This window comes from Shewanella sp. 0m-8 (genome assembly GCF_052977265.1).
This window is the reverse complement of record NZ_JBRIMB010000005.1, coordinates 109,361-133,986: the sequence shown is the minus strand read 5'-3', so window position 1 is coordinate 133,986 and position 24,626 is coordinate 109,361. Positions and strand designations below refer to the sequence as shown.

The following is a 24,626-nucleotide window of genomic DNA, read 5'->3' as shown; positions in this document are numbered from 1 at the left end:
CCAATTGTATAGAGTCTACTATGAAGAAAAGTTTCCTATCGCTGGCCATTGCCAGCACCATCAGCATGGGCGCCTTCGCTGGCGTTGAAGACCTGCTGATCACCGAAATGACCCAAAGTTCCGATGCCAATGTGGGCTCGGTTGAAATCACTAATACTGGCTCTGATGCCTTTACCTTTACCGCTGACATTACTGCATACCAACGTTCTAGCGGCAAGTACGACAACGAGTTACTTAACGCTGATGCTAAGCCGCTATTGACAGGTCAGACGCTTGCTCCTGGTGCCTCTCTAGTGCTTGTCAACAGTCGAGCTTCCGAAGAGTTTCGTAATGCCATTGCGACTCAAGGTGGCAGCGTTGTTATCTCCACATATGATGCCAGTAATAAGTACAACAACCTGTTCATGACCAGTGATGACGGTTTTTTCCTAAAAAATGGCGATATTGTTATCGATCGTGTCGGAGCTGAAAACGACACGAGCAAGTGGGCTCCGAACACAACTCTGCGTCGTAAAAAAGATGCTGATGGTAACAATCCCACTCAATCTGGTACCTTCGACGCGACTCAATGGCAAAACATTTTGCCGATGAGGACTGACGATTTAGGTAAATCCGAGCTGCCAGCAGCGGATGCTGATGACATCATGGATATCTTCACTTGTCCAACGGATATGAATGAAATTAAGTCTCCTAGTGAAGTGCAAGGCACAGGTTTTACCTCGCCTCTGATTGCTGATGGTGAAACCGAATCAGCTGAAAAAGTTGCCGTAGAGGGCATCATCTCAGCTAAGGTGTCTATCCCTAATGAGGGTTTCTATCTTCGCAATCTTGCCTCTGACAACAACCCTGAGACTTCCGATGGTATCTTCGTTAGCTCTAGTGCTGCCGGTGATCTCAAAGTGGGTCAAACCATTTGTATCGGCAGTAAAGTGGCGGAGTACCAAGGCCAGACTCAAATGTCAGCTGATACGGCATTTAGCTGGAACGTTACTGATACTGACATCCTAACTGAGCCTACCGATATTCAGGTAATTAGCTCTGATAACGGCTCTTTCGATAAGACGTTGGAGCGTTACGAAGGTATGCTGGTCAATCTGCCTACAGATCTGGACCCTAGTACTCCTAGCGATGAAGCCAAAGAGGATATGCGTATCACTCGCAGCTTTAGCTACAACTACCTGTCGTCTCCTAACGGTCGCAACAACATAGTGGCAGCTTATAAGCGTCCTAACTTGCAGCCCAACCACTTGTATGTTGCAGGAAGCCCTGAATCTAAAGCAGCTTATGAGCAAAACAATGACTATCGTTTAGTTATTGAAAGTGCCACTAAGTCCAATGGCACCGAGTTGCCTTATTACGCTGGTTTTAACAGTGACCCACACACCAACTACATCCGTATCGACGATAGTCTCGTTAACGCGCAGGGTGTGATCAGCCAATACGAAACTGAGTTGATCCCAGGGACTGATAAGTATGATCAGGACTACAGCCTAACTATAACCAACCAGTTGACTAGTGATAACTTTATTCACAACTTACCACGTACAGAGACACCTGATCTGCAAGACACTGTGGCAGAAGATGATTTTGCTATCCGCATTTCTAGTCAGAACCTGTTTAACTTTTTTAACTCTCCTTTCGGTGGCGACAACAACAACTTTGGTCAGAGCCGAGGCGCAGATAGCTACGATGAATACATTAACCAGCGAACCAAGCTGGTAGAAATTATTCGTGCTCAGGATGCCGATGTAATGGCCCTGATGGAGATTGAAAACAACGGTTTTGGCGATGCGAGTGCCATTGCTGAGATTGTGAACCAGGTCAATATCCAATATGTGGATGAGAGACCCCAGGATTACAATGGTCCTAACTCCACCGAAAACCGTTATGTATTTGTTGGTTTTGACAACAATGGCAATCAAATGCTGGATAACCTTGACGCCATTGGTTCTGACGCCATTGCTACAGGTATCATATATCGCCCAAGCAAGATGAGCATTGAGCGCACTCGCGTTATCCCAATGCCTCAACAGAAAGCGCCTACCATAGTGAACGACTTAGGTGAGGTGATCAAAGATCAGAATAAGGAAATTCTAGAGAACGGTCAGAACTACCACCGTGACGCCCTGGTTGTAACCTTTATTGTTAACCAAACAGGCAAGCGCTTAACGCTAGCTGTAAATCACCTTAAGTCAAAAGGCTCTACTTGTTGGGAAGAATGGCAAGGTGTTGAGTTTGGCAATGCTACAACCTGGAACAACCGTACAGCCCCAGATCTGGACTACCAAGGGTCTTGTGCAGAGTTCCGCGTAGCCGGTGCCGTGCACCTAGGTGAAGAGATGGAAGACGTTCTTGGCGATAAGATCATCCTTGGTGATTTGAACGCCTACGGTAAAGAAGATCCTGTATTAGTTCTTACCGAGAACCCACGCAACAAGACGATCGTTACCGCTAGCCACACTTTCCTTGGACCTAAGCCTCAGTTTAACGAAGATGGCTCACCAGTCACCATCACTAAAACTTATGGCTACATAGATATCGTCGGTGAAAAGCTCAAGGAGAAAGGAGAGACGCCTTGGAGTTACTCTTTCAGTGACGAAATAGGCTCGCTTGATCACATCTTGATCTCACCGTCTCTGAAAGACCGCGTGATTGATGCCACTGACTGGCATGTTAATGCTGCAGAGACCGGTTTGTATGACTACCAAAACCGCTTTAAAGGTACCATCGACGGTACTGGAACGCATAAGTTCTACAAAGAGGACATCTATCGCGCGTCGGATCACGATCCTGCACTGATTACCCTTAGCTATAAGCCTGGTGATACGGATCCTAACGTACCTCTGAACCTGCCAAAACTAAGAAAGCTAATCAAGGTTCCTTACCAGATCCCTGCGGGTATTTCGACTCAAGTTGGCGATGTCGCAACCGTCAGTATGAGTCCTGATGATGATGAACAGCGTTTAGATTTGAGCCAAATGGTTCTGCCTAATGTGGTGCTTTCTAATGACACAACAGCTTTGGTAAATTTCGAGGTCTTTGGTGCGCCATCTGCTATCTACAACGTTTCCGTAAGCCTACAGCGTGACGGAAAACTTGTAGCTGGGTCTGAGCAATCTTTCCTAGCGAAGGTATCTAACCGCGACTCCTTGATTGCTGACATTGTAGAAGAAGAAAGCGATAACACTGGTGGTGACGGTAGTGCTGGTAGCACTGGTTTCATCAGCTTGTTATCCCTATTCGGGCTGGCAGCTATGCGCCGTCGTCTTCGCAAATAAGCGTTGCTCTCGACAATGAAGCGCCTGCTTTCGGGCAGTGCGCTTCCCATCAAGGATTCAAAAAGAGATACGATTATGAGAATTAAAATGAATGCAGTTGCTGCGGCCACTGCTATGGTTTTGGGCGCATTTTCTACTACGGCAAGTGCTGATTTACTGATTACTGAGTACATTGAAGGTGGCGGATTTAATAAAGCTATTGAGCTTTATAACTCTGGTGATGCTGCACAATCTTTAAATGGCTATAAGCTAGTTCGTTACAAAGATGGTGCCAATACTACGACAGAAATGGTCGCGTTTGCAGATCAGGAAATACCTGCAAAAGGCATCTTAGTTGTTAGACATGCAGATGCTGTATTGAATCTCGACGCTAGCGTAACGTCTATGGTTGGTGGGCTTCAGCAGAATGGAACAGATGCTGTTGCACTGCTCAATGGCGACACGGTTGTTGATATTGTTGGCGCGGTACCTACCCCCAAAGATTGGGGTAAAGATGTTACGCTGCGACGTAGCGATACTGCTAGCTCCATGGTGGCTAAAGATACTTTCGACGAAAATGACTGGACTTCTCAGCCCAAGGATACGGTCGATGGATTTGGCTGTATTGGTGACAATGCTTGTACTTTCGTCGAAGAGCCTGGTGTGCTGCTGATTACTGAGTATGTGGAAGGTGGTAGCGATAATAAAGCGATTGAGGTTTCTAATGTAGGTGGTAGCACACTCAATTTGGATGACAGCGAATATAAGTTAGCCATTTATTTTAATGGTGCGACTGAGATCACTGATTCCACTGTTGTTAATCTTACTGGTTCACTCGACGTTGGTAAAAGCTTAGTGTTCCACCACTCAAGCGCTGCTGAAGCTTTTAAAGTCGGAACTGCTCACACTGTAGCTAAGTTCAGCGGTGATGATGCTTTAGTGCTTACCAAAGATGGTGCCGTTATTGATAGCATTGGTAAGGTTGGAGAGCAGCTAGTATGGACTGATGGTGACTTTTCTACTAAAGATAAAACTCTGCGTCGTAAAGCAGCTGTAAAGGTCGGTGATACCAATACCGCTGACGTATACCCTGGGACCTCTAAAGAACAGTGGCTTATTCTACCTAAAGACACTGCGGACGGCCTTGGTTGTGCTGGTGAGAGTGCCTGTGACGGTTCAGTAACGCCTCCAGAACCAGAGCCAGAAACAGGCCCTTGCACCAACTGCGAGACGCTAACTCCGGTTGCCGACCCTACTACGTTCAATGGTGAGATCTATTACTCAGATGTATTAAGTGGTGATTTTGCCCATGCAGATGAGCTTAAGAATGCTCTGTCGATCATTATAGCCAAAGATCACAAGTATCTGACCTATAAGCAGGTTTGGAGCACACTAACCCACGCTGACCAAGATCCTGATAACGATAAAAATGTTATTGAAATCTACACCGGTGCTTCTATTTCTAAGTACGACAACCAGACTAGTGGTAGCGGTGCGGGCAAGTGGAATCGTGAGCACGTTTGGGCCAAGAGCCATGGTTTCCCTAGCGACTCGCAGTGGGGCTACACCGATGCTCATCACCTGCGTCCTTCAGATCCTGGCATCAACACAGCACGAAGCAACAATGACTTTGGTGCGTGTATGGATACTGGTGAAGAGGTGATGTTCAACGGTATGGGTACTGGTAACTACCTCGACAAAGCTACCGACTGCTGGGAACCTCGTGATGAGGTGAAAGGCGATGTCGCTCGTATGATCATGTATATGGATACTCGATATCAGGGTACTGATACCGCTACAACGAATATGCCTGATCTAGTCGCAGTCGATCGGCTAACGACTACTGCCGAGGATAGCGAACCGCTCATCGGCACGCTTTGTACTCTGTATGCATGGAACAAGTTAGATGCTGTTGATACCTACGAGCAGAACCGTAACAACCAGGTATACAAATACCAGGGCAACCGTAACCCCTTCATTGACCGCCCTGAGTTAGTGCAGCAAGTGTATGGTGCAACCTGTGGTGACGATCCAAACCCAGGTTTGGTAGTCGAAGGTGATATTGTTACTCCTGAGAGTGTCACTGAAGGGTCTGCATACACCATAGATGCCTCTGCAATCAACGCTGGCGAAGGTGTTACTCTTACTTACAAGTGGGAGCAGATTGTTGATGAAGAGAAGACGGTTGTTGGCGACATGGCTATATTGTCTCTGACTGCGCCAATGATTAAAGCCGACGAGACTTTGAACTTTACGGTGACCATCAGCGACGGCACGTTGGAAACAACCAAAGCTGTTAGCCTGATCGTGACTAACGTGCCTCTAACTTTAGATGTGACGTTTGCAGGCAACACGCAGCTGACTGAAGGTGATAAAACTTCCATCACAGCGACGGTTACAGATGCTCCAGAAGGGACTAGCTATAGCTGGAAGCAGGTATCTGGAAACACGGCTGTGTTTACCGCTTCAGGTCTGACACTTGATGTGACTTCACCTAGCGTCGATATTGATCAAATGCTTGTGTTCGAGCTTACGGCAACGGTTGACGAAGAAAGCTTCAGTCAGTCTGTTAGCATTGAGGTGAAAAACACCGAAGAACCTGGTTGGACTAAGCCTGATGGGGCGGGTAGTTTAGGTGGTTTTATTACTTTGCTGCTACCGCTAATGTGGTGGCGTCGCCGCCAAGGCTAATCATCAGTTAAGCCTATAAAAAGCAGCACCGGGATCGCTCTGGGTGCTGCTTTTTTTAACTGTACAGACGTTGTCTACATCTCGCCTTGTGCGCGTTGCTCTCAGAATGAGAAATCAGCTATTAGGGCAAATGACAACGCTTATCTGAATAATATTGAAGGATTATTATGAATACTTCACTCCGTCCTTCTAGCCTACTTCTTACCGGATCAGCTATCGCTCTAACGTTAACATTGAGCGGCTGTGGTAAGGAAAAGGTGGAAGAGGCGCCTAAGACGACAGCATCTATCGCCTGTCAAGCCGCTGGTGATGACTGTAAGCGCTTCACCTTGCTCCATACCAATGATCACCACGGCCGTTTTTGGCAAGGCTCTAGAGGTGAGTATGGTATGGCCGCGCGAAAAACCATTCTCGACCAAATTCGTAAAGAGGTCACCGAGCAAGGTGGGGAAACGTTACTGCTCTCAGGTGGCGATATTAACACTGGCGTACCTGAGTCTGATCTTCAAGACGCCGAGCCAGATTTTATCGGCATGAACCACCTTGGATATGACGCCATGGCCGTGGGTAACCATGAGTTTGATAATCCATCGACGGTGATGGATAAGCAGAGAGGCTGGTCAAAGTTCCCGTGGTTATCGGCCAACATCTATCGCCAAGTCGATGGTGAATGGCAACGCTACTTCGAACCCTACAAGCTATTCGAGGTTCAAGGCTTGAAGCTAGCCGTAGTCGGCCTGACTACCGAGCATACCGCTGAGATAGGTAATCCAGAATTCGTTGAAGATCTAAAATTCACTTCAGCACAAGCTGAGGCAAAAAATATTTTGGCAGAGCTTGAGCAGAAGCATCAACCGGATCTTGTTTTTGGTCTCACCCATATGGGTCACTATGAAAATGGTAAACATGGAAGTAACGCGCCCGGTGATGTTGCTCTTGCCAAAAGCCTAAAGCCTGGCCAGATCCAAGCAATCATTGGCGGACATTCACAGTTGCCTGTGTGTATGGAAGGGGACACTGGTGAGTACGTAGAAGATTATGGTCGAGATGAGCCTTGTAGGCCTGATCGTCAAAATGGCACTTGGATCATGCAAGCCTACGAGTGGGGAAAGTTCGTTGGTCGCGCCGATTTTGAATACTATGGTGGTAAGCTACACTTGGCAAACTACGAGTTAGTACCAGTGAATACAGAAACCAAGTTTGGTTCCTACTATCCGCCTCATATGCTAACGCCTAAGGATAAGGAAACCCTCGAACTGCTTCGGCCCTATCAGCGTAAGGGGCAGCTGAAGTTGAGAGAACAGATTGGTGTTGCAAAGGCGGACTTCATTGGTAAGCGTAAGATTGTTCGTTACCAAGCTACGCCTCTGGGGGTGATGATTGCGCACGCTCAAACTCAGCTTCCTATCCCCGCAGATTTTGGGATCATAAACTCAGGTGGTATTCGAGCCACCATAAAGAAAGGGCCCATTCGCTATCGTGATGTGCTTAAGGTGCAGCCTTTTTCCAACAGCGTGACTGTAACCGAGATGAATGGAGCCGAACTAAAGAAGTATTTGTCTAGGGTTGCGCTTAAGACTCGAGGCTCTGGAGGCTTTGCCCATTTTAGCGGTATCAAGATGACCGTTGACTGTAAAGCTAAAGATGTCGATATCAGAACTGTTGGTGATAAGCCCTTCAAGCTAACAGATAAATATCGATTTACCCTCCCTAGCTATAACGCTGCGGGCGGTAATAAGTATCCCAAGTTAAAGGAAAAGGCGAGAGATACCGGCTTTATTGATGCAGATATGCTTTATCAATTCATCAAAAAGCATGACACGCTCGATCCTGCCAATTATGACAGAGCGAAAGATGTTCGCTATATCAACTCCAGAAGTTCTGATGGCTGCGGCGGTTAATCTTAGCAGTTAATAAGGTTAATCAGCTGGCACCTTAGATCTCAAAACAGAGCCCAACCTTTGATTGGGCTCTGTTTTTTTAAGGTATGTGTTCGGCAAACTACACCTAGCCTTTTTGTACATACCAAGGTCGTCAGCAAGTATAAAGTAGAGCAAATGCCTTGTTGCTTACCACTCCCTTCTTCTCGTTCGAGCTTTGGTAGCTGTCAGGTAAAAGTGCAAGGAAATAAAGTTGAACCAACAGCGGGCGCAAGAGGCTCAATTGCGCGGACTTATTTGTCTATGGAACAAACGCACCCGAGATACTAAATGAGTAGGCAGCAAAGTCAGCTAATGAACGCTTGAGATAAAGAGGTACCTTCAGGCGCTACCCAATAACGAGTTTCACATCGCTGGGATTTATTTCATTTGAAACTGGATCCCACACAAAAATGTGGGATCCAGTTTCAAGTGAAATTCCCCCTAATATGAAATCAATAAGTTAAGAGCCGAAATCCAGATAGGCATATCGGCTTGATCCGGGATAATGTGAAATTTACCCCCAGAAATCCAGCCAAAATGAAACTCTCAATTTCAGCGAATTAAAGGCCTCATTTAGAGGTAGTGCGGATCCGCATACAGGGTGGTATGGGTGCTGGAGGCTAGATACCCCCGGCTACCCGATTATGCATTTTTTGCTATTCCCATTATAACTTTCATAGTGCCTTTTTCACTTGTTAGAGAAAACGCCTCTGAAGCACGAACAACAGAAAGGCCTACCTTTGAATATGCATCAGTAATTATTTCATTGGTAAAGCCGAAATCATCTTCTCCATTGCTTCGCTTCCAATCCCATTGGATAAAAGTACCGCCTTCTTTTAGAAGAAGCTTAAGATCAGATAACGTTTTCTCGTAATCTGGCACAAAAGCACAAACGGATGACGCAACAATTAAATCAAAACCTGACTCAAAAATAGGATTGTTATTGATCGAGTTTCTTGAAATTTCGCATGATAGTGAGTTTACATTATGAATATTTTTATTCTTTAAAACTTTAATCATCTTTGGTGAGGAATCAATTGCAACAACTGAAGATGCAACATGAGCTATTTTTTCAGTTAGTTGGCCAGTTCCACACCCAAAGTCTAAAACATTTAAACCATCTAAACTTATGAATTTACACAGCGAATCAAAGGCCTTATTAGAATACTCGATTACATCTGAATTTGAATCCCAGCCATCTGCGTAATCATCCCAACTATCACTCATTATATTTTCCTATACTCGAAACGGTTCACGACTGCATAACACCCTGCTAATAAGTGAACCATGTGCTGGCGGGCGATTTGTTCAGCAAATGGCATGACAGCCTTGGTGAGTCTGGATTTAGCTGCTTGTTATAAGCACACTACTCAATACTCATCTGTATGATTAACAACTCTATGTTTTCGTTTGAATCATTAACCAATCCATGCTCACCAAAAGGAGGGTTTTTAATCATGTCTCCTTTTTTAACTCTATATTCTTGATCTGCAATAGTCATTGTTCCGCTTCCTTCAAGAATGATATACATCTCTTCATTGTTACCGTGTTTGTGATAACCAACAGTAGAATTTGGCGGTATAATTTGCCTATCAATAAAATCACATCCGCTGATAAAATCTGATTTACCCCAAATTTCATACAACTCTACAGCACCTTTTCCATCATGTGCTGAATGCTGAATTTGTTTCTCTGTCTCTAGAAAGTTGCGGATCATCTGAAAACTTCCTTGTGCTTATAACGTCTTAGTATTTGTGCGTTGCGCTGTTTGCAAGGCACAAATCGCTTGTTGGACTTAGTCGATGCTGAATCCAGATTAATTGGTATGCTTTATGCTATAGGAATTTGCTTTTTTTGATGCTGGCTCTGGGCTGTAGAGCAGGTTTTATCAATTGATATCTAGTAGAAGGTAAGTTTTTCATTGAAATTCCGTTGTCATTGTTGTGCTCCTTCGCATTTCTTTAAGTCTAACTGATCCAATGTAGGTTATACACTCGATTGAATATTTTTTAGGCCCCGCGCAGCGGCTTAGTTCAACATTTGTATAGTGTGCATGCGCGTATATTTGGCAAAAAGCGCATGCATATTTAATAAACCTACTATTTAATTTTTGTTGAAGAAAAGCTATTGATTTATCTGCACTCTACAAAAGTATTACTGGATAAACGCGCACAGAAATGAGCAAAGTGAGTATTGATGTTGAATCGAAAGTAATTCGTGATTATTGCTTATCGATTCGTAAAAGTAGGCCAACAGACTCTTCACTGTTCTTTCCTGCTTATTGCCTGTAGCTAATAAAGGGGCATGAACAGTTTAGGCAACGAGGAAGGATTCCTTCCTAGCTGGTTGCACGTAATGGGCATAAATGAGCTAAGACTAATTTATATATTCACTCAAAAATCCCCTTCCCATCGAATTCTCATCCGGAGGCCTTATCTAAATTTATAAGTGCTGATGTCCAGCAAAATATTAGTTAATTTCAGACGCTGTCCAATAACGAATTTCACATCGCTGGATTTATTTCATTTGAAACTGGATCCCACAAAAAACAATATAACTGGTTATTACTTGCACTCAAAAAAATACTGTATATACTAACAGTTACTGTATAGAAAGACAGGGTTAACCATGAGACCACTTACACCGCGCCAAGCTGAAATTTTAGAGCTAATTAAACGTAATATTGCTGATACTGGCATGCCACCTACCCGTGCCGAGATCGCTAGACGTTTAGGTTTTAAGTCAGCCAATGCTGCTGAAGAACATTTAAAAGCCTTAGCTAAAAAAGGCTGCATTGAAATTATGCCGGGCACGTCTCGCGGTATTAAGTTAACCCAAGAAGACACTGAAGATGCAGATTTAGGTTTACCCCTTATCGGCCAAGTTGCTGCAGGTGAACCGATTCTTGCGCAAGAGCATGTCGAGCAACACTATAAAGTCGATCCCGCCATGTTCAAGCCATCAGCAGACTTCTTACTCAGAGTCCGTGGTGACAGTATGAAGAATATTGGCATACTAGAAGGTGATCTACTGGCTGTACACAAAATTCAGCAAGCACGTAACGGCCAAGTGGTTATAGCACGCGTTGAAGATGATGTTACCGTTAAGCGTTTTGAGAAAAAGGGTAACAAAGTTTTCTTACATGCTGAGAACGAAGAGTATTCACCAATTGAAGTGGATCTAGCAAACCAAAGCTTAAGTATTGAAGGTTTAGCCGTTGGTGTGATCCGTAATGGAGACTGGCAATGAACAAACTAATGGGAACGAGTCCTCGTCACCCTGGACTGTGGCAGGATATGCCATCGACCAATATGGTGAGCAGCACGAGTAATGACATCACGACTATGGTGACCCAAACTCAAGGGCGTGATGAGCTGAACCAGATCAGTGCTCAGCTTTCACAATTGAGCCAACAGGGTCGCTGGATTGTACTGATTAGCCCGCCGAATATCGGCTACAAGCAGATGCTAGCAGCTGCAGGTGTAAGAATGGACCGCATTTTACTGGTTCATGCTAAAGATGAAGTGGAAACACTTTGGGCAATGGAAAAAGCCTTAACAAGCGGTACCTCAAGTGCGGTGATTACTTGGACCAACTCTTTAGATGCTCGTGACAATCGACGCCTACAAATCGTTGCCAAAAGCGCTCGCGCTGTCGGCATTGTCATTGAACATTCGATTGATAACACAAATAAGCAACAATCTTGTCGCTCAATCAATATGCAGGATAGTGCTTTTGGTCAAGCCTCCCTGTTTGGTGCTGTTCATTAAGCAGAACATCTCCTCGCTTTCTAATACATGATGACTAGGAGGTGCGTTTTAGTAAGCGCCTTCTAGTACAAACGATTTTCTAAAGCCCTCATTCGAGGGCTTTTTTATTATCAATAATTGAAAAAGTGATCTTGATCAATATTTAAACACCAAGTAGTGTAGGAAGTCATAACAACGATATTTTGTTATATCCGAGCGATTTAGTTGTCGGTCTTTGCTCTGGGATTAGTCCTGAATTTAAAGCTTAGACTGAGATTGGCCTGATATATTTCAGCCGTATGTGCCAACGTGGTTACACCAGCAGTGAATAGCACTGAATACAATAGCCTGTGTCGCGATCCCATTAATTGCGACTCGATAGGCAAGCCACTCGCGCACTTTGAAGTCATCGTTGCTTTTTTGGGAACTGAAGAGTTTACATAGAGCAGAGACTTACTGTGTGACTCTTCTTTGTCTTGTGGACAGAGGAGAAGTCTAGTGAAGCAATTGTTGTATTGTGTGCTGGCGTTGCTATTTTCGCCCGTACTTGTTGCATCAGAAATGCCGCTTAATATGACAGAGGGTGTTACGGATATCAGTGGGCGGGTTTACAACCTCCATATGATTATTCTCTACATCTGCTGTGCTATTGGCATCGTGGTTTTTAGCATCATGATTTACGCTATGATCAACCACCGCAAATCAAAAGGCGCAGTCGCCGCCAACTTTCATGAAAGTACTAAAGTCGAGATCCTTTGGACTGTTGTACCTTTTATTATTCTTATACTTATGGCTATTCCAGCAACCAAGACATTGATTGCTATGGAAGATCCAAGTAATGCTGACCTCACCATCAAGATTACCGGCTCACAATGGAAATGGCATTACAGCTATTTCAACAAAGATGTTGAATTTTTCAGTCTGCTTTCTACCCCCAGAGCGCAAATAGATGGCGAAGAAGCAAAAGGTAAAAACTACCTTTTAGAGGTAGATAAGCCACTGGTACTACCGATTAATCGTAAAGTACGTTTCTTAATGACTTCAGATGATGTTATTCACTCCTGGTGGGTACCCGCATTTGCCGTTAAAAAAGATGCTAATCCAGGATTTATTAATGAAGCCTGGACCCGCATCGACAAACCGGGCACTTATCGTGGCCAATGTGCCGAGCTCTGCGGTAAAGACCATGGCTTTATGCCTATTGTTGTTGAAGCTTTATCAGAAGAAGATTTTGATGCTTGGCTGATTGCACAACAACAAGCCGCCAGCAATGCCGAAGTGGCAGCAAAGGCTGCCCTATCGCAAACGCTAACAATGGAAGAATTAATGGCGCAAGGCGAGCAAGTCTACCTTGCACGCTGCGCTGCCTGCCACCAGCCTAATGGTGCTGGCCTACCTGGCGTATTCCCTTCTCTTATTGGCAGCCCGCTTATTAAAGGGCCTGCTCAGCTGCATATCGATATTGTATTAAATGGTAAATCGGGCACTGCTATGCAGGCGTTTTCTAGCCAGTTAACTGCAACTGAAATTGCTGCCGTAGTGACTTATGAGCGCAATGCCTGGGGCAATAACTCAGGCGACACTGTTCAAGCAGCCGACGTAAGCTCAGATACGACCACGCCAGCAACATCGGTAGATACAACCCCAGCGACTCCAAGTGCAATACCTGCGACCTCACCTGCAACACAAGCTGAGGTTAATCAAGATACAACCTCAGAAACCAAAGCTGATGACGAGGTAACTAAAGAACTAACAACGGCACCATTAGGTGACCTAGCCATGAATGAACTCCTGACCATGGGGGAAAAAGTCTATATGACTAGCTGCGCGGCTTGTCATCAAGCAGCGGGGACAGGCCTACCTCCAGCGTTCCCATCATTAGTGGGTAGCCCAATCATCAAAGGCCCTGTAGCCGCTCACCTTGATATTGTTATCAATGGTAAACCTGGTACGGCAATGCAGTCATTTAGCGCGCTACTTACACCACAACAGCTTGCTGCAGTGGTGACTTATGAGCGCAATGCCTGGGGTAATAACTCTGGTGATGCCGTTCAGGCTTCTGATGTTGATGGTCACGGAAAGTAAGGGATTAACATGAGCACAATTACACAAGACTCACCAGCCGCTAACGACGTGAGCCATGATGACCACCACCATGGCGCGCCAAAAGGTATTATGCGCTGGCTGTTAACCACTAACCATAAAGATATTGGCACCCTCTATCTTTGGTTCAGTTTTATTATGTTTTTAACCGGTGGCGCGATGGCAATGGTGATCCGCGCAGAGCTATTTCAGCCCGGATTGCAATTAGTCGAACCCAACTTCTTTAACCAGATGACCACTGTTCACGGTTTAGTGATGGTATTTGGCGCTGTGATGCCGGCCTTTACAGGCCTAGCTAACTGGCTAATTCCGATGATGATTGGTGCTCCCGATATGGCGCTACCGCGAATGAATAACTGGAGCTTTTGGATCCTACCTTTCGCATTTGCCATTTTGTTAAGCTCACTTTTTATGGAAGGTGGCGGCCCCAATTTCGGCTGGACATTCTACGCACCACTATCGACAACCTATAGCCCTGACAGTACCGCTCTATTTGTATTTGCAGTTCATATCATGGGGATTAGCTCAATCATGGGCGCGATTAATGTGGTCGTCACTATCGTCAATATGCGTGCCCCCGGTATGACTTGGATGAAGCTGCCGTTATTTGTTTGGACCTGGTTAATTACCGCCTTTTTACTTATTGCGGTCATGCCTGTGCTCGCTGGCACAGTGACTATGGTACTCACCGATAAATACTTCGGCACTAGCTTTTTTGATGCCGCCGGCGGCGGGGATCCTGTCATGTTCCAGCATCTTTTCTGGTTCTTTGGCCACCCTGAGGTGTACATCATGATCTTGCCGTCATTCGGTATCATCTCGGCAATTGTGCCAGCCTTTAGTCGTAAGCGCTTATTTGGTTACTCATCGATGGTTTACGCCACTGCGAGTATCGCCGTTTTGTCGTTCCTGGTGTGGGCGCATCACATGTTTACTACGGGTATGCCGGTATTTGCTGAATTGTTCTTTATGTATTGCACCATGCTGATTGCAGTGCCGACAGGCGTAAAAGTATTTAACTGGGTTGCGACCATGTGGCGAGGTTCTATTACCTTTGAAACTCCCATGTTATTTGCGGTGGCCTTTATTATCTTGTTCACCATAGGGGGCTTTTCGGGACTGATGCTGGCGATCACTCCTGCTGACTTCCAATACCATGATACCTACTTTGTGGTGGCGCATTTTCATTATGTATTGGTGACTGGAGCAATATTCTCCATCATGGCAGCGGCCTATTATTGGCTACCCAAATGGACCGGCCATATGTACAGCGAAACCTTAGGGCGCTGGCACTTCTGGTGTTCGGTAATTTCAGTCAACGTGCTGTTTTTTCCAATGCACTTCTTAGGCTTAGCCGGAATGCCAAGGCGTATTCCTGATTATGCTATCCAGTTCGCTGATGTGAACCAGATTGTATCGATCGGCGGCTTCGCATTTGGCCTTTCGCAGCTGATCTTTTTAGCCGTAGTGATTAAGTGTATTCGTGGTGGTGAAAAGGCTCCAGCCAAACCATGGGAAGGCGCCGAAGGATTAGAATGGACCATTCCTAGCCCTGCGCCATATCACTCATTTACCACCCCGCCAGAGGTGAAATAAAGATGACTGAGATGAAGCGTAACGCCAATCGCAAATTGCTCGCCATGCTAATTATTGGCGCTGTGGGCATGTTTGGGTTTGGTTTTGCGCTTGTTCCTTTATATGACGTGCTTTGCGACGCATTGGGTATTAACGGTAAACCCGCAAGTACCGCCAGTGTTTATCAGCCTGTCGTAGTGGATAAAAACAGAACCATAACGGTTGAGTTTGTGTCTCAAGTGCAAAGCGACATGCCTTGGACATTTAAACCTCAGGTTAATACCATGCAAGTGCATCCCGGTGAGCTTATTCGTACTCATTTTGTCGCTACGAATTTATCGGCAGAGCATATTGTGGGGCAGGCTATTCCGTCTGTTTCTCCCGGACAGGGGGCGGCATACTTTAATAAGACGGAATGCTTCTGTTTCAATCAGCAGGTATTGCAGGCTAACGCTGCAGCCGAGCTACCACTCATCTTTTTTGTGGATCCCCAATTGCCGGATTCAATCTCGACCCTGACCCTCTCTTATACCCTCTACAACATCACCGACAAGGGCTATGTAGTAAGTGCCACAAGTAATGTCGTGGAGCAAGGAGCTGCACAATGACAACTGAACATATAGATGAAAACTACTCCAGCAATAAAAACGTCGCTGTGATTAACACAGTCACTAAAACTGGGGCTAAAGCCGTTACAGGGCAAGGAGCGGCTAAATGACAACTGAACATAAACACGAAAACTACTACGTACCAGATCAAAGTGCGTGGCCCATTATTGGCGCGATAGGTTTATTTCTTATCGCCTTTGGTGCTGGAAGCTATGTCTCTGAATTAAAAACAGAAGGCGGCAGTGGTGGCTATATTTTGCTAGCTGGTATTGCGGTTATCATTTTCATGATTTTTGGCTGGTTTAGAACCGTTATCGCCGAATCTATGGCAGGGCTCTACTCCAAACAGATGGATCGCTCCTTTAGGCAAGGAATGAGCTGGTTTATCTTTTCTGAAGTCATGTTCTTTGCAGCTTTTTTTGGCGCCTTATTTTATGCCCGAATTATCGCAATACCTTGGCTTGGCGGCGCCTCAAATAATGAGATGACCCATGAAGTATTATGGCCAATGTTTGAAGCTGCTTGGCCCTTACTAACAACGCCAGATGGCAGCCTGACCCAAGCGATGGACTGGACAGGACTACCGCTCTACAACACCTTAATTCTTTTGACCTCTTCGATAACATTGCATTTTGCTCACGTAGGGTTAGAAAAAAATAAGCGTACCGCGTTAACCGTTTGGCTAGCGATAACCATTTTACTTGGGGTAGCGTTCTTATTCTTGCAAGTGGAAGAGTATGTCCATGCCTACCAAGAAATGGGGCTGACATTAAATTCAGGCATTTACGGTAACACCTTTTTCTTGCTAACCGGCTTCCATGGCATGCACGTTACCCTAGGAACGGTATTCCTTATGGTGTTGTTTTTACGAGTGCTTAAAGGGCACTTTACCCCAGATAAGCACTTTGCTTTTCAAGCAGGGGCTTGGTATTGGCACTTTGTCGATGTGGTTTGGCTGTGCTTGTTTTTCTTTGTTTATGTGCTTTAACCACTCATATTGCCGATATTAATACGATCACATAAACAATAATGTCATCAGTAGGGTCTGGAGTTAGGTGTTATGACTCCCGTCCCTAATGCCACCAGCAGTAACAGCACCACGAGTACAGAAAAGAGGACTCGGCGACCTAAGAATTGACTCATGGGGATACTCTTTTCTCCTTTCACCATAATAAATAGGGCTCGACCTAAATTAACCAGTATGAATAGCAGTAGCAGTACGAAAACTAATTTAAAGACAAACAAAGCAGACATGGCGCTTCCTCGCGTTAAGGTGAATCTTGCTTGGTTATTTATTGTGCTTTCTACTGTGATTGTGTTTTCTATTTTGGTCAAGTTAGGTTTTTGGCAGCTTGAAAGAGCTCAATATAAGGCTCACTGGCAGCAACAACTAACAGATAGACAAGCAGCTTCTGTATTAAGCTATTCGCAACTGCTCAGCCTCCCTAAAGATGAGCCTTTAACAGGATTTAAGCTAAAAACGGCGGTGACTCCCATCTCAACCAATGTTTTCTTGCTCGATAATCAAGTCTATGAGGATAGAGTAGGCTACATTGCCTTACAAGCTTTGCAGGTCAGTGCATCAGAGCCATGGTTGTTAGTTGAACTCGGCTTTATCTCAGCGAGTATGGATCGCTCTAAGCTACCAAACGTAACAGCGATTACCAATCCTATAATGCTAGAGGGACGGGTTTACCAAAAGCAGTTTAACCCGATGAGCTTTGATCTGATGGCTGAAGCTGGTTGGCCCAAACGCATCCAAAATCTCAATATCCCACAGCTGTCTGAACAACTTAATCAATCGCTCTCCGGCGTCGTATTACAGCCGAGTAATCTTGACACCCCATACCCTCATCCGTGGCAACCAATCCCGTTATCGTCGCAGAAGCATCAAGGTTATGCCGTACAGTGGTTTGCAATGGCAGGCGTATTTATATTGATCATGGGCTATTTATTTTTTCGCATGTTAAAACAACGATATAACAAGTAATCATATTGCTCTATTGCTAACGAAGGTTAGACGATGTAGGTTAGAAATTAAGCTCCTAGCCGTAATGGGAAGACTTAATTTTAATCATCAAATTTGATGGATTTTAGTAAGATAAAGAGGAGATGGAATGAACTCCCCCCAAAAAAGCGGCAAAAAAACACTGATACTGTTATTACTGGCTTTTGTCCTACCTGTGATAGCGGCAAAACTGGTGCTCAGCTTTGACCTGTACCAAGGCGGAGCCACCAATAAGGGGCAATTGCTCGATACCGATACCAGCTATCAGAATCTAGCTATGGTGAATCCACTGCCCCATGAATGGCAGTTGCTCTACCTACTTCCTAGCCACTGTAATGCCGTCTGCGAAGATAGGCTCTATATTCTGCAGCAAAGTCATACCGCACTGGGTCGACATCAAGACCGTGTTCATACCATTATTTTGGTTAATGAGCACAGTGATACGACTGTACTCGACGCCTTTGATTTTGTAACCGCAACCCCCTCTAAAGCACTTAGCCAGCTGCTTGATCAGCAAGAATTAGTGATAGTCGATCCCTTAGGTAGCTTAGTGATGAGCTACCCAGTAGCTGAAGATCATCAAGCACAAATAATGCAAGGCAAAGCCTTAGTGGCTGACCTACGTAAGTTACTCAAACTATCACGGATTGGCTAAGGAGACGTTTGATATGCAGATTAAGTCGCTATTGAAAGTCACATTAGTGTTTACTTTATGCGTGATTCTGATGGGAGCATATACTCGACTATCGGATGCTGGTCTTGGCTGCCCAGACTGGCCCGGCTGCTATGGCATGCTCAAAGTCCCTACCCAAACTCATGAGCTAAACCAGGTGCAACAAGCCTTTCCAGAACATACAGTTGAAGCAGATAAAGCATGGCTTGAGATGATCCACCGTTACATTGCCGGTGCCTTGGGTTTATTGGTATTACTCATCTTAATCCTCAGCCTTAAGACTAAGGATGCGCCTAAGAAACTGCCTATGTTTATTGCAGCGCTTATCATCTTCCAAGCTGCGCTCGGCATGTGGACAGTGACGATGAAACTGATGCCGATTATCGTTATGGCACATCTATTGGGCGGGTTTGCACTGTTCTCGCTGCTGTTATTACTTTATCTACGCAGTAAACCGCTTAGGATCCCTGGTGGTGATGCTCCTGCACGAAAGATGGCAGGCTTTGCCGCCATCTGCATTGGAGTTTTGTTACTGCAAATTGTTTTAGGTGGCTGGACTTCATCAAATTATGCCGCGCTGGCCTGCACCACCTTGCCACTTTGTGAGGGAAACTGGGTTGATAATCTGAGCTTTGCTCAAGCCTTCTCGCCATTTCAAGGTGAACACGCCAGTTATGAATATGGTGTTTTAGACTATTCAGCCAGAATGACCATTCATGTTGCCCATCGTATCGGCGCTGTGATTACCGCGGTCATGCTGCTGTATTTAGCCTTCAAGCTTATTCGCACCGCTAACTCAAACATCATGCGTAATACCGCATGGCTATTAGTCGCTTTGGTCATTGTGCAAGTCGCACTGGGGATCAGCAACGTCGTTCTGCACCTACCACTGGGCATCGCGGTTTCTCATAATGGCGGCGCTGCACTATTACTACTGACGTTAGTTTTTATTAATTACGCCTTATGGCGCAAAGCATAGGGGCCTTTTATGACAACCAATAATGCCCTTTTCATTTCGCAACACAATATCGAGAGGTTTCACTAATGCAAAAACCAATCGCACTCCAGCAAGACCACTCGACGCCGCTTATTCAATGGCGCGCTTATTACGAAATGACCAAACCTAAAGTCGTGGCACTCATGTTGCTCACCGTACTCGTCGGCATGTGCTTAGCCGTACCAGGCGCTGTGCCCATCGTGCCCTTAATTGCGGGCATGGCAGGGATAGGCATGATGGCAGGTTCCGCTGCAGCCTTTAATCATCTTATCGATCGTCGTATTGATGGCTTAATGGCTCGTACCTATAACCGCCCGCTGCCTAAAGGCCGAGTATCGATAGCAAAAGCACTGACGTTTTCATTTGGCCTTGGGATCCTTGGTTTTGTCGTACTGTACGCCCTAGTTAACCCATTAACAGCATGGCTCACCTTTGCAAGTTTGATAGGTTATGCCGTGGTTTATACCGCCTACTTAAAGCGTGCGACGCCACAAAACATTGTGGTTGGCGGCTTAGCGGGAGCCATGCCACCATTACTTGGCTGGACTGCGGTTACCGGCGAATTTCACGGTAATGCACTGCTGCTTGTCATCATCATTTTTGCTTGGACTCCACCGCATTTTTGGGCGCTAGCCATTCATCGTAAAGCCGAATATGCCAAGGTCGATATCCCTATGTTACCTGTGACTCATGGTGTCGAATTCACAAAAACCTGTATTTTCCTCTATACAATTTTGTTAGCCATCGCCTGCTTATTACCCGTATTAGTAGGCATGTGTGGTCCGGTTTATTTGGTGAGTTCAACATTGCTGAGCGCTGCTTTTATCTATAAAGCTTGGCAACTTAAGTTTCACGAAGCACCCGGCATGGCGATGCAGCTATTTAAGTTTTCAATCTATCATCTGATGCTACTGTTTATCGCCTTGCTGGTTGATCACTACTTGTGGGTATAAGCCTGTTTGCATAACCATTTGACGATAAGAAATATTTACAGCTGTTATTAGGTATTAATGCGCTAGGAGAAAAAAGATGAAGCTCACATGGATTATTACAGCTATTTTAATGGTCGCTGCAGGTGCCTACGCAGGAATTCAACTAAACCAGGCTAAACCGTTAGCGCTGCAAACTAGCTTCGAGTATCCATCGCCGCAACCGTTAGCCCCATTTTCACTCACAGACCAGCGTGGTAATACATTCACCAACGCTGACTTAAATGGAAAATGGAGCCTGTTTTTCATCGGATATACCTCTTGCCCCGACGTTTGCCCGACGACCATGGGTAAATTGACCTCGGCGTACCCAAGCCTGGCGCAAGATAAAGATCTACAGGTTATCTTTCTATCTGTTGACCCACAAAGGGACTCGAGTAGCACATTGGAAAATTACATGCGCTTCTTTAATCCAGAATTTGTGGCTATCACCGGCGAACATAAGCAACTGCTGCCAGTCACCCGTAGTCTAGGTTTTGTTTATGCCATGGTAGGGGAAGGAGATAATTACCAAGTTGACCATAGCGCCTCATTTGCCCTAGTGTCACCTAAAGGTGAGAAGGTTGCGATTATCAAGCCAAAATCAGAGATCCCCGGACAATTACCTCAGATAAAAAATCGCGATTTAATTCATGACGTCAATGCAATTATTGATAAGTACTCCAGTTAACTCAGCTCAAGATTTGAGTTAAAAAACGCACAATACAAGCCTGCACACACTTTTACTTTCATCGTGGCTTCGGTGTTGTCAGTGTTGTGAGCTAAGTAAGCGCTTCGTGGTATATCGCTTTTAAAGCAAAGAACCCAGCTTATGCTGGGTTCTTTGCTTTGTGTTTAGTCATCAAATTTAAGCTTAACTTTTGGCTTAACTTTTGGCTTAACTTAGCGACATTTCCTTTGCAGGGGCTTTGTTATCATCTAATTAGCTATTCTGCTATCCACTGACCGTTAGATTTAGGTCGGATCCAAGGCTGTGAGAACCAGTAATAACTGCCTTTACTCTTACTCGGAGCCGTACAGTTATAACGTGAACGACCTGCGGGCAGATCCAACTCAGCCTGAATACTGAACTCATTTTCAGAGATCCAGTTAGGCTTCTTAGCCCCCTGCCCCTGAATAAAGCACATTAACTGTGATGCATTGATATCGCTCATGTCCAAAGTCACTTTAATCTCAGGTCGCCACTGACCTTGCTGCAACTGTGGATTGCTGTTGGTTTGCGAAATCACCGGCATATTTAAGCTATGTAGTTTTACCTTTAAACTGTTGAGGTCGGCATACACGCCAGCAACAGGAAAACGCGGTAGTGCCGTTAGCGGTGAATACGGACCGGCTGCACCCGACTGCTGACCAAATGCCACAAAACCATGTTTCTCAAGCATCGCTTCAATCTGTTGATTGTACTCACCATAAGGGTAAGCCAACATTTTCAAATTTTGTCCGGTCGCTTTAGCGATTTCTTTTTCGGTTCGCAGAATATTGGCTTCAATGCGTGCCAACCATTGTGCATCACTCTCACCCGCTTCTTTACGAATTAAGTGCTCATGCCCCCAGCTGTGGTTGGCAATTTCAGCTCCCTCATTAGACAAGGTGATAAGCTGCTGCCAGCTCATCATTTCGCCATATTCTTTGAGGATCGGCTCAACCGAGACAAAAAGCGTGTAGGGGAATTTATATTGCTTTAAAATGGGGTGCGCTGTATTAGCAATGCTGCGATAACCATCATCGAAGGTGATCGCAATCGTTTTTGCTGGCAGCGTTTTTTTTGCCTTAATAGACTCCACCACCGTTGAAAGTGGTACCACATTAAAGTTGTTTTCCGCCAGGTACTGCATCTGCTCTTTGAACTGTGCAGGAGTAACACTGGTGATCGCAGGCGTGCTATCTGATACATGATGATATTGTAGAATCACCGCCGCGTGAGCCGAAAAACCTGTCAGCGCAAGTAGCGCTAGCAACACGTTTTTAACCATAAATATTAGACCTCTAAAATGATTGCCTTACTGTTAAACCCACAAAAAAACCGACAGCTATTTGCCCTTGCGCTCCCCATGATCCTCTCGAATATCACGGTGCCGCTACTTGGACTCGTCGATACTGCCGTTGTTGGACATCTTAGTAACGCCTATTATTTAGGCGGCGTGGCAGTTGGGTCAACGATTATAACCTTAATTTTGTGGTTATTAGGTTTTTTACGCATGGCAACCACTGGATTAGTGGCGCAAGCCTACGGCGCAAACGATACCCAGCAACAATTTAAGCTACTGGTTCAGGCCGCAAGTTTAGCATTACTATTTGGTATTGCTGCCATTGCCCTGCAATGGCCCATCCTTAACCTTGCCATGGCGATGTCCGACGCCAGCGTTGAAGTTGAACGCTATTGTCGTGAATATTTTCAAGTGCGGATCTGGTCGACCCCGTTTGCCCTCATGAATTTAGTCATGCTTGGCTGGCTGCTAGGACGCCAACAACCTAAGGCTGCAATGTGGCAGCTTATTATCGCCAACCTAGCCAATATTGTGTTGGATATCCTCTTCGTTCTCGTTTTCGGTTGGGGAGTTAAAGGCGCAGCATTCGCATCTGTCATTGCCGATATCTCAGGTTTCCTCGTCGCACTGACTATGGTACGCGGACAGCTTAATAAGCTTGGTGGCTTTAAGCTATTTCACGTGGTCAAGCAATTGTCACTGCAAAGCTACGGCAAACTAATGGGCCTCAACACCGACATATTTGTGCGTAGTTTATGCCTACAGCTATCATTTGCGTTTATGACATTTTACGGTGCAGGCTTAGGTGATAATACTGTTGCTGCCAACGCCGTATTGCTCAACCTGCTACTGCTTATCTCTTATGCACTCGATGGCATTGCCTATTATGCTGAAGCTGAAGTTGGCCGAGCCTATGGTCAAAAAAACAGTCGTTTAATGCAAGAGTCGGTGACATTAGCCTGGGCTTGGTCTGCTATCGCCGCATTAGGCTTTACGCTGTTTTTTGCCTTAGCCGGCTCGCACATTATTGCGCTGCTGACCAGTATTAGTGAGGTCAAAGAGGTCGCCGAGCAATATCTTATCTGGGTGATATTCTTGCCTTTGCTCGCCTTCGGCTCCTACTTGTTTGATGGTGTGTATATTGGTGCAGCTAAGGGTAAAGTGATGCGTAATAGTATGATTTTATCGACCTTTGGCGTGTTCTTCCCTGTGTGGTATTTGCTAGAACCGCAGGGTAACTTTGCACTATGGGCTGCGATGAGCTGCTTTATGCTGGCTCGCAGTGCCTCACTGTCGCTGCATTACTGGTTCAAGCTCAGATTGGCACTGGTATAAGTAAGCAGACATAAAAAAACGCGACCTAGCTTAGCGCTAGAGTCGCGTTTTTTAAGAAGACATCTGTATTACTGGTAAGAGTGCTCACCATGTTGATGCTCTGTGACGTCTTTAACGCCTGTTAGCTCACCAGGGAACATTTCAAGCAATTGCTTCTCGATACCATCTTTAAGCGTTACATCAACCATAGAACAACCATTACAACCACCACCGAACTGAAGCACCGCAATGCCCTCTTCAGAGATTTCGACTAGCGAGATGTTACCACCGTGGCTAGCTAGCTGTGGGTTGATTTCAGAGTGGATCACGTACTCGATACGCTCTGATAATGAAGCGTCATCTGACACTTTACGCATCTTAGCGTTTGGTGCTTTCAGCGTTAACTGAGAGCCCAACTGATCGGTAACGAAGTCAATAGTGGCTTCTTCTAGGAATGGTGCGCTCTTCTCGTCGACCATGGCGTTAAAGCCATTAAATTCTAGTTCAGTGTCGTCCGCTTCAACAGCATCTGGTGGACAATATGATACGCCACACTCAGCCTGCGCAGTACCTGGGCTGATAACAAATACTCGAATGTGAGTTCCTTCAGGCTGATCTGATAACAATTTAACAAAATGCGCCTGAGCTGCTTCGGAAATGGTAATCATGAAAACATGCTCCGTCAGGGATAAACCTGAGTGTTTTAGTAAGAATTAGCCCTATAATACTCTTACTCTGCAATCCTTTGTAGC

The 24,626-nt window shown here is 45.4% G+C and carries 20 protein-coding genes; 15 read left to right on the top strand and 5 right to left on the bottom strand.

Annotation, left to right across the window (positions count from 1 at the left end; translation table 11 throughout):
• Nucleotides 1-20: 20 nt before the first annotated feature.
• The 3 genes from ACVBIO_RS04135 (at nucleotide 21) to ushA (ending at nucleotide 7,849) form a co-directional block, all read left to right on the top strand.
• Complete coding sequence (locus ACVBIO_RS04135) at nucleotides 21-3,278, top strand: ExeM/NucH family extracellular endonuclease (protein ID WP_447163043.1); 3,258 nt, start codon at nucleotides 21-23, stop codon at nucleotides 3,276-3,278.
• Between the two features lie 75 nt (nucleotides 3,279-3,353).
• Nucleotides 3,354-5,948: an endonuclease gene (locus ACVBIO_RS04130; RefSeq protein WP_447172050.1), complete on the top strand. Its 2,595-nt coding sequence runs from the start codon at nucleotides 3,354-3,356 to the stop codon at nucleotides 5,946-5,948.
• A gap of 167 nt (nucleotides 5,949-6,115) precedes the next feature.
• The gene (ushA, locus tag ACVBIO_RS04125) at nucleotides 6,116-7,849 is read left to right on the top strand and encodes a bifunctional UDP-sugar hydrolase/5'-nucleotidase UshA (protein ID WP_447158981.1); all 1,734 of its coding nucleotides are present in this window, start codon (nucleotides 6,116-6,118) and stop codon (nucleotides 7,847-7,849) included.
• Nucleotides 7,850-8,512: 663 nt separating this feature from the next.
• Here ushA and ACVBIO_RS04120 read toward each other — a convergent pair.
• Complete coding sequence (locus ACVBIO_RS04120) at nucleotides 8,513-9,097, bottom strand: class I SAM-dependent DNA methyltransferase (protein WP_447158982.1); 585 nt, start codon at nucleotides 9,095-9,097, stop codon at nucleotides 8,513-8,515.
• 139 nt (nucleotides 9,098-9,236) lie between these two features.
• The gene (locus tag ACVBIO_RS04115; protein WP_447158983.1) at nucleotides 9,237-9,587 is read right to left on the bottom strand and encodes a cupin domain-containing protein; all 351 of its coding nucleotides are present in this window, start codon (nucleotides 9,585-9,587) and stop codon (nucleotides 9,237-9,239) included.
• Between the two features lie 911 nt (nucleotides 9,588-10,498).
• On the opposite strand from ACVBIO_RS04115, the gene lexA reads away from it, so the two are divergent.
• From lexA to ACVBIO_RS04085, 6 genes are all read left to right on the top strand, one after another.
• Nucleotides 10,499-11,119, top strand: coding sequence for a transcriptional repressor LexA (gene lexA / locus ACVBIO_RS04110; protein ID WP_447172049.1), 621 nt, complete (start codon nucleotides 10,499-10,501; stop codon nucleotides 11,117-11,119).
• Complete coding sequence (locus ACVBIO_RS04105; RefSeq protein ID WP_447158985.1) at nucleotides 11,116-11,640, top strand: cell division inhibitor SulA; 525 nt, start codon at nucleotides 11,116-11,118, stop codon at nucleotides 11,638-11,640. The genes lexA and ACVBIO_RS04105 overlap by 4 nt, the downstream gene beginning before the upstream one ends.
• 477 nt (nucleotides 11,641-12,117) lie before the next feature.
• Complete coding sequence (coxB, locus tag ACVBIO_RS04100; protein WP_447158986.1) at nucleotides 12,118-13,704, top strand: cytochrome c oxidase subunit II; 1,587 nt, start codon at nucleotides 12,118-12,120, stop codon at nucleotides 13,702-13,704.
• Between the two features lie 9 nt (nucleotides 13,705-13,713).
• Entirely contained in the window at nucleotides 13,714-15,318 is a 1,605-nt protein-coding gene (ctaD, locus tag ACVBIO_RS04095; RefSeq protein WP_447163048.1) for a cytochrome c oxidase subunit I, read from the top strand.
• Nucleotides 15,319-15,320: 2 nt separating this feature from the next.
• A complete protein-coding gene (locus ACVBIO_RS04090; RefSeq protein ID WP_447158988.1) occupies nucleotides 15,321-15,905 on the top strand; it encodes a cytochrome c oxidase assembly protein in 585 nt (194 codons plus the stop codon).
• Nucleotides 15,906-16,011: 106 nt separating this feature from the next.
• On the top strand, nucleotides 16,012-16,893 hold the full coding sequence (locus tag ACVBIO_RS04085) for a cytochrome c oxidase subunit 3 (protein ID WP_447172048.1): 882 nt from the start codon (nucleotides 16,012-16,014) through the stop codon (nucleotides 16,891-16,893).
• 47 nt (nucleotides 16,894-16,940) lie between these two features.
• Here the strand turns inward: ACVBIO_RS04085 and ACVBIO_RS04080 are convergent, their stop codons facing one another.
• Nucleotides 16,941-17,159 carry a DUF2909 family protein gene (locus ACVBIO_RS04080; RefSeq protein ID WP_447158990.1) on the bottom strand — a complete coding sequence of 73 codons (219 nt, stop codon included), beginning with the start codon at nucleotides 17,157-17,159 and terminating at the stop codon, nucleotides 16,941-16,943.
• Here ACVBIO_RS04080 and ACVBIO_RS04075 point away from each other — a divergent pair.
• The 5 genes from ACVBIO_RS04075 to ACVBIO_RS04055 all read left to right on the top strand — a co-directional run bounded on the left by ACVBIO_RS04075 (nucleotide 17,158) and on the right by ACVBIO_RS04055 (nucleotide 21,242).
• Nucleotides 17,158-17,895, top strand: coding sequence for an SURF1 family protein (locus ACVBIO_RS04075; protein WP_447172047.1), 738 nt, complete (start codon nucleotides 17,158-17,160; stop codon nucleotides 17,893-17,895). The genes ACVBIO_RS04080 and ACVBIO_RS04075 overlap by 2 nt on opposite strands.
• A gap of 127 nt (nucleotides 17,896-18,022) precedes the next feature.
• Nucleotides 18,023-18,568, top strand: a complete 546-nt coding sequence (locus ACVBIO_RS04070; RefSeq protein WP_447158992.1) for a hypothetical protein — start codon at nucleotides 18,023-18,025, stop codon at nucleotides 18,566-18,568.
• A gap of 13 nt (nucleotides 18,569-18,581) precedes the next feature.
• On the top strand, nucleotides 18,582-19,565 hold the full coding sequence (locus ACVBIO_RS04065) for a COX15/CtaA family protein (protein WP_447172046.1): 984 nt from the start codon (nucleotides 18,582-18,584) through the stop codon (nucleotides 19,563-19,565).
• A gap of 65 nt (nucleotides 19,566-19,630) precedes the next feature.
• A complete protein-coding gene (gene cyoE / locus ACVBIO_RS04060) occupies nucleotides 19,631-20,536 on the top strand; it encodes a heme o synthase (RefSeq protein ID WP_447169085.1) in 906 nt (301 codons plus the stop codon).
• A 76-nt stretch (nucleotides 20,537-20,612) separates the two neighbouring features.
• Nucleotides 20,613-21,242, top strand: coding sequence for an SCO family protein (locus ACVBIO_RS04055; RefSeq protein ID WP_447158995.1), 630 nt, complete (start codon nucleotides 20,613-20,615; stop codon nucleotides 21,240-21,242).
• 256 nt (nucleotides 21,243-21,498) lie between these two features.
• On the opposite strand, the gene ACVBIO_RS04050 is transcribed toward ACVBIO_RS04055, so the two are convergent.
• On the bottom strand, nucleotides 21,499-22,545 hold the full coding sequence (locus ACVBIO_RS04050) for a polysaccharide deacetylase family protein (protein WP_447163054.1): 1,047 nt from the start codon (nucleotides 22,543-22,545) through the stop codon (nucleotides 21,499-21,501).
• Between the two features lie 18 nt (nucleotides 22,546-22,563).
• Between ACVBIO_RS04050 and ACVBIO_RS04045 the strand changes: the two genes are divergently transcribed.
• On the top strand, nucleotides 22,564-23,895 hold the full coding sequence (locus tag ACVBIO_RS04045) for an MATE family efflux transporter (protein ID WP_447158997.1): 1,332 nt from the start codon (nucleotides 22,564-22,566) through the stop codon (nucleotides 23,893-23,895).
• A gap of 68 nt (nucleotides 23,896-23,963) precedes the next feature.
• Here ACVBIO_RS04045 and nfuA read toward each other — a convergent pair whose 3' ends face one another.
• The gene (gene nfuA, locus ACVBIO_RS04040; protein WP_447158998.1) at nucleotides 23,964-24,542 is read right to left on the bottom strand and encodes a Fe-S biogenesis protein NfuA; all 579 of its coding nucleotides are present in this window, start codon (nucleotides 24,540-24,542) and stop codon (nucleotides 23,964-23,966) included.
• Nucleotides 24,543-24,626 lie beyond the last annotated feature (84 nt).

Excerpts from the sequence above, each read along its gene's own strand:
- ACVBIO_RS04135 (WP_447163043.1), top strand. The coding sequence starts at position 21 with ATGAAGAAAAGTTTCCTATCGCTGGCCATTGCCAGCACCATCAGCATG.
- ACVBIO_RS04130 (WP_447172050.1), top strand. The coding sequence starts at position 3,354 with ATGAGAATTAAAATGAATGCAGTTGCTGCGGCCACTGCTATGGTTTTG.
- ushA (WP_447158981.1), top strand. The coding sequence starts at position 6,116 with ATGAATACTTCACTCCGTCCTTCTAGCCTACTTCTTACCGGATCAGCT.
- ACVBIO_RS04120 (WP_447158982.1), bottom strand. The coding sequence starts at position 9,097 with ATGAGTGATAGTTGGGATGATTACGCAGATGGCTGGGATTCAAATTCA.
- ACVBIO_RS04115 (WP_447158983.1), bottom strand. The coding sequence starts at position 9,587 with ATGATCCGCAACTTTCTAGAGACAGAGAAACAAATTCAGCATTCAGCA.
- lexA (WP_447172049.1), top strand. The coding sequence starts at position 10,499 with ATGAGACCACTTACACCGCGCCAAGCTGAAATTTTAGAGCTAATTAAA.
- ACVBIO_RS04105 (WP_447158985.1), top strand. The coding sequence starts at position 11,116 with ATGAACAAACTAATGGGAACGAGTCCTCGTCACCCTGGACTGTGGCAG.
- ctaD (WP_447163048.1), top strand. The coding sequence starts at position 13,714 with ATGAGCACAATTACACAAGACTCACCAGCCGCTAACGACGTGAGCCAT.
- ACVBIO_RS04090 (WP_447158988.1), top strand. The coding sequence starts at position 15,321 with ATGACTGAGATGAAGCGTAACGCCAATCGCAAATTGCTCGCCATGCTA.
- ACVBIO_RS04085 (WP_447172048.1), top strand. The coding sequence starts at position 16,012 with ATGACAACTGAACATAAACACGAAAACTACTACGTACCAGATCAAAGT.
- ACVBIO_RS04075 (WP_447172047.1), top strand. The coding sequence starts at position 17,158 with ATGGCGCTTCCTCGCGTTAAGGTGAATCTTGCTTGGTTATTTATTGTG.
- ACVBIO_RS04080 (WP_447158990.1), bottom strand. The coding sequence starts at position 17,159 with ATGTCTGCTTTGTTTGTCTTTAAATTAGTTTTCGTACTGCTACTGCTA.
- ACVBIO_RS04070 (WP_447158992.1), top strand. The coding sequence starts at position 18,023 with ATGAACTCCCCCCAAAAAAGCGGCAAAAAAACACTGATACTGTTATTA.
- ACVBIO_RS04065 (WP_447172046.1), top strand. The coding sequence starts at position 18,582 with ATGCAGATTAAGTCGCTATTGAAAGTCACATTAGTGTTTACTTTATGC.
- cyoE (WP_447169085.1), top strand. The coding sequence starts at position 19,631 with ATGCAAAAACCAATCGCACTCCAGCAAGACCACTCGACGCCGCTTATT.
- ACVBIO_RS04055 (WP_447158995.1), top strand. The coding sequence starts at position 20,613 with ATGAAGCTCACATGGATTATTACAGCTATTTTAATGGTCGCTGCAGGT.
- ACVBIO_RS04050 (WP_447163054.1), bottom strand. The coding sequence starts at position 22,545 with ATGGTTAAAAACGTGTTGCTAGCGCTACTTGCGCTGACAGGTTTTTCG.
- ACVBIO_RS04045 (WP_447158997.1), top strand. The coding sequence starts at position 22,564 with ATGATTGCCTTACTGTTAAACCCACAAAAAAACCGACAGCTATTTGCC.
- nfuA (WP_447158998.1), bottom strand. The coding sequence starts at position 24,542 with ATGATTACCATTTCCGAAGCAGCTCAGGCGCATTTTGTTAAATTGTTA.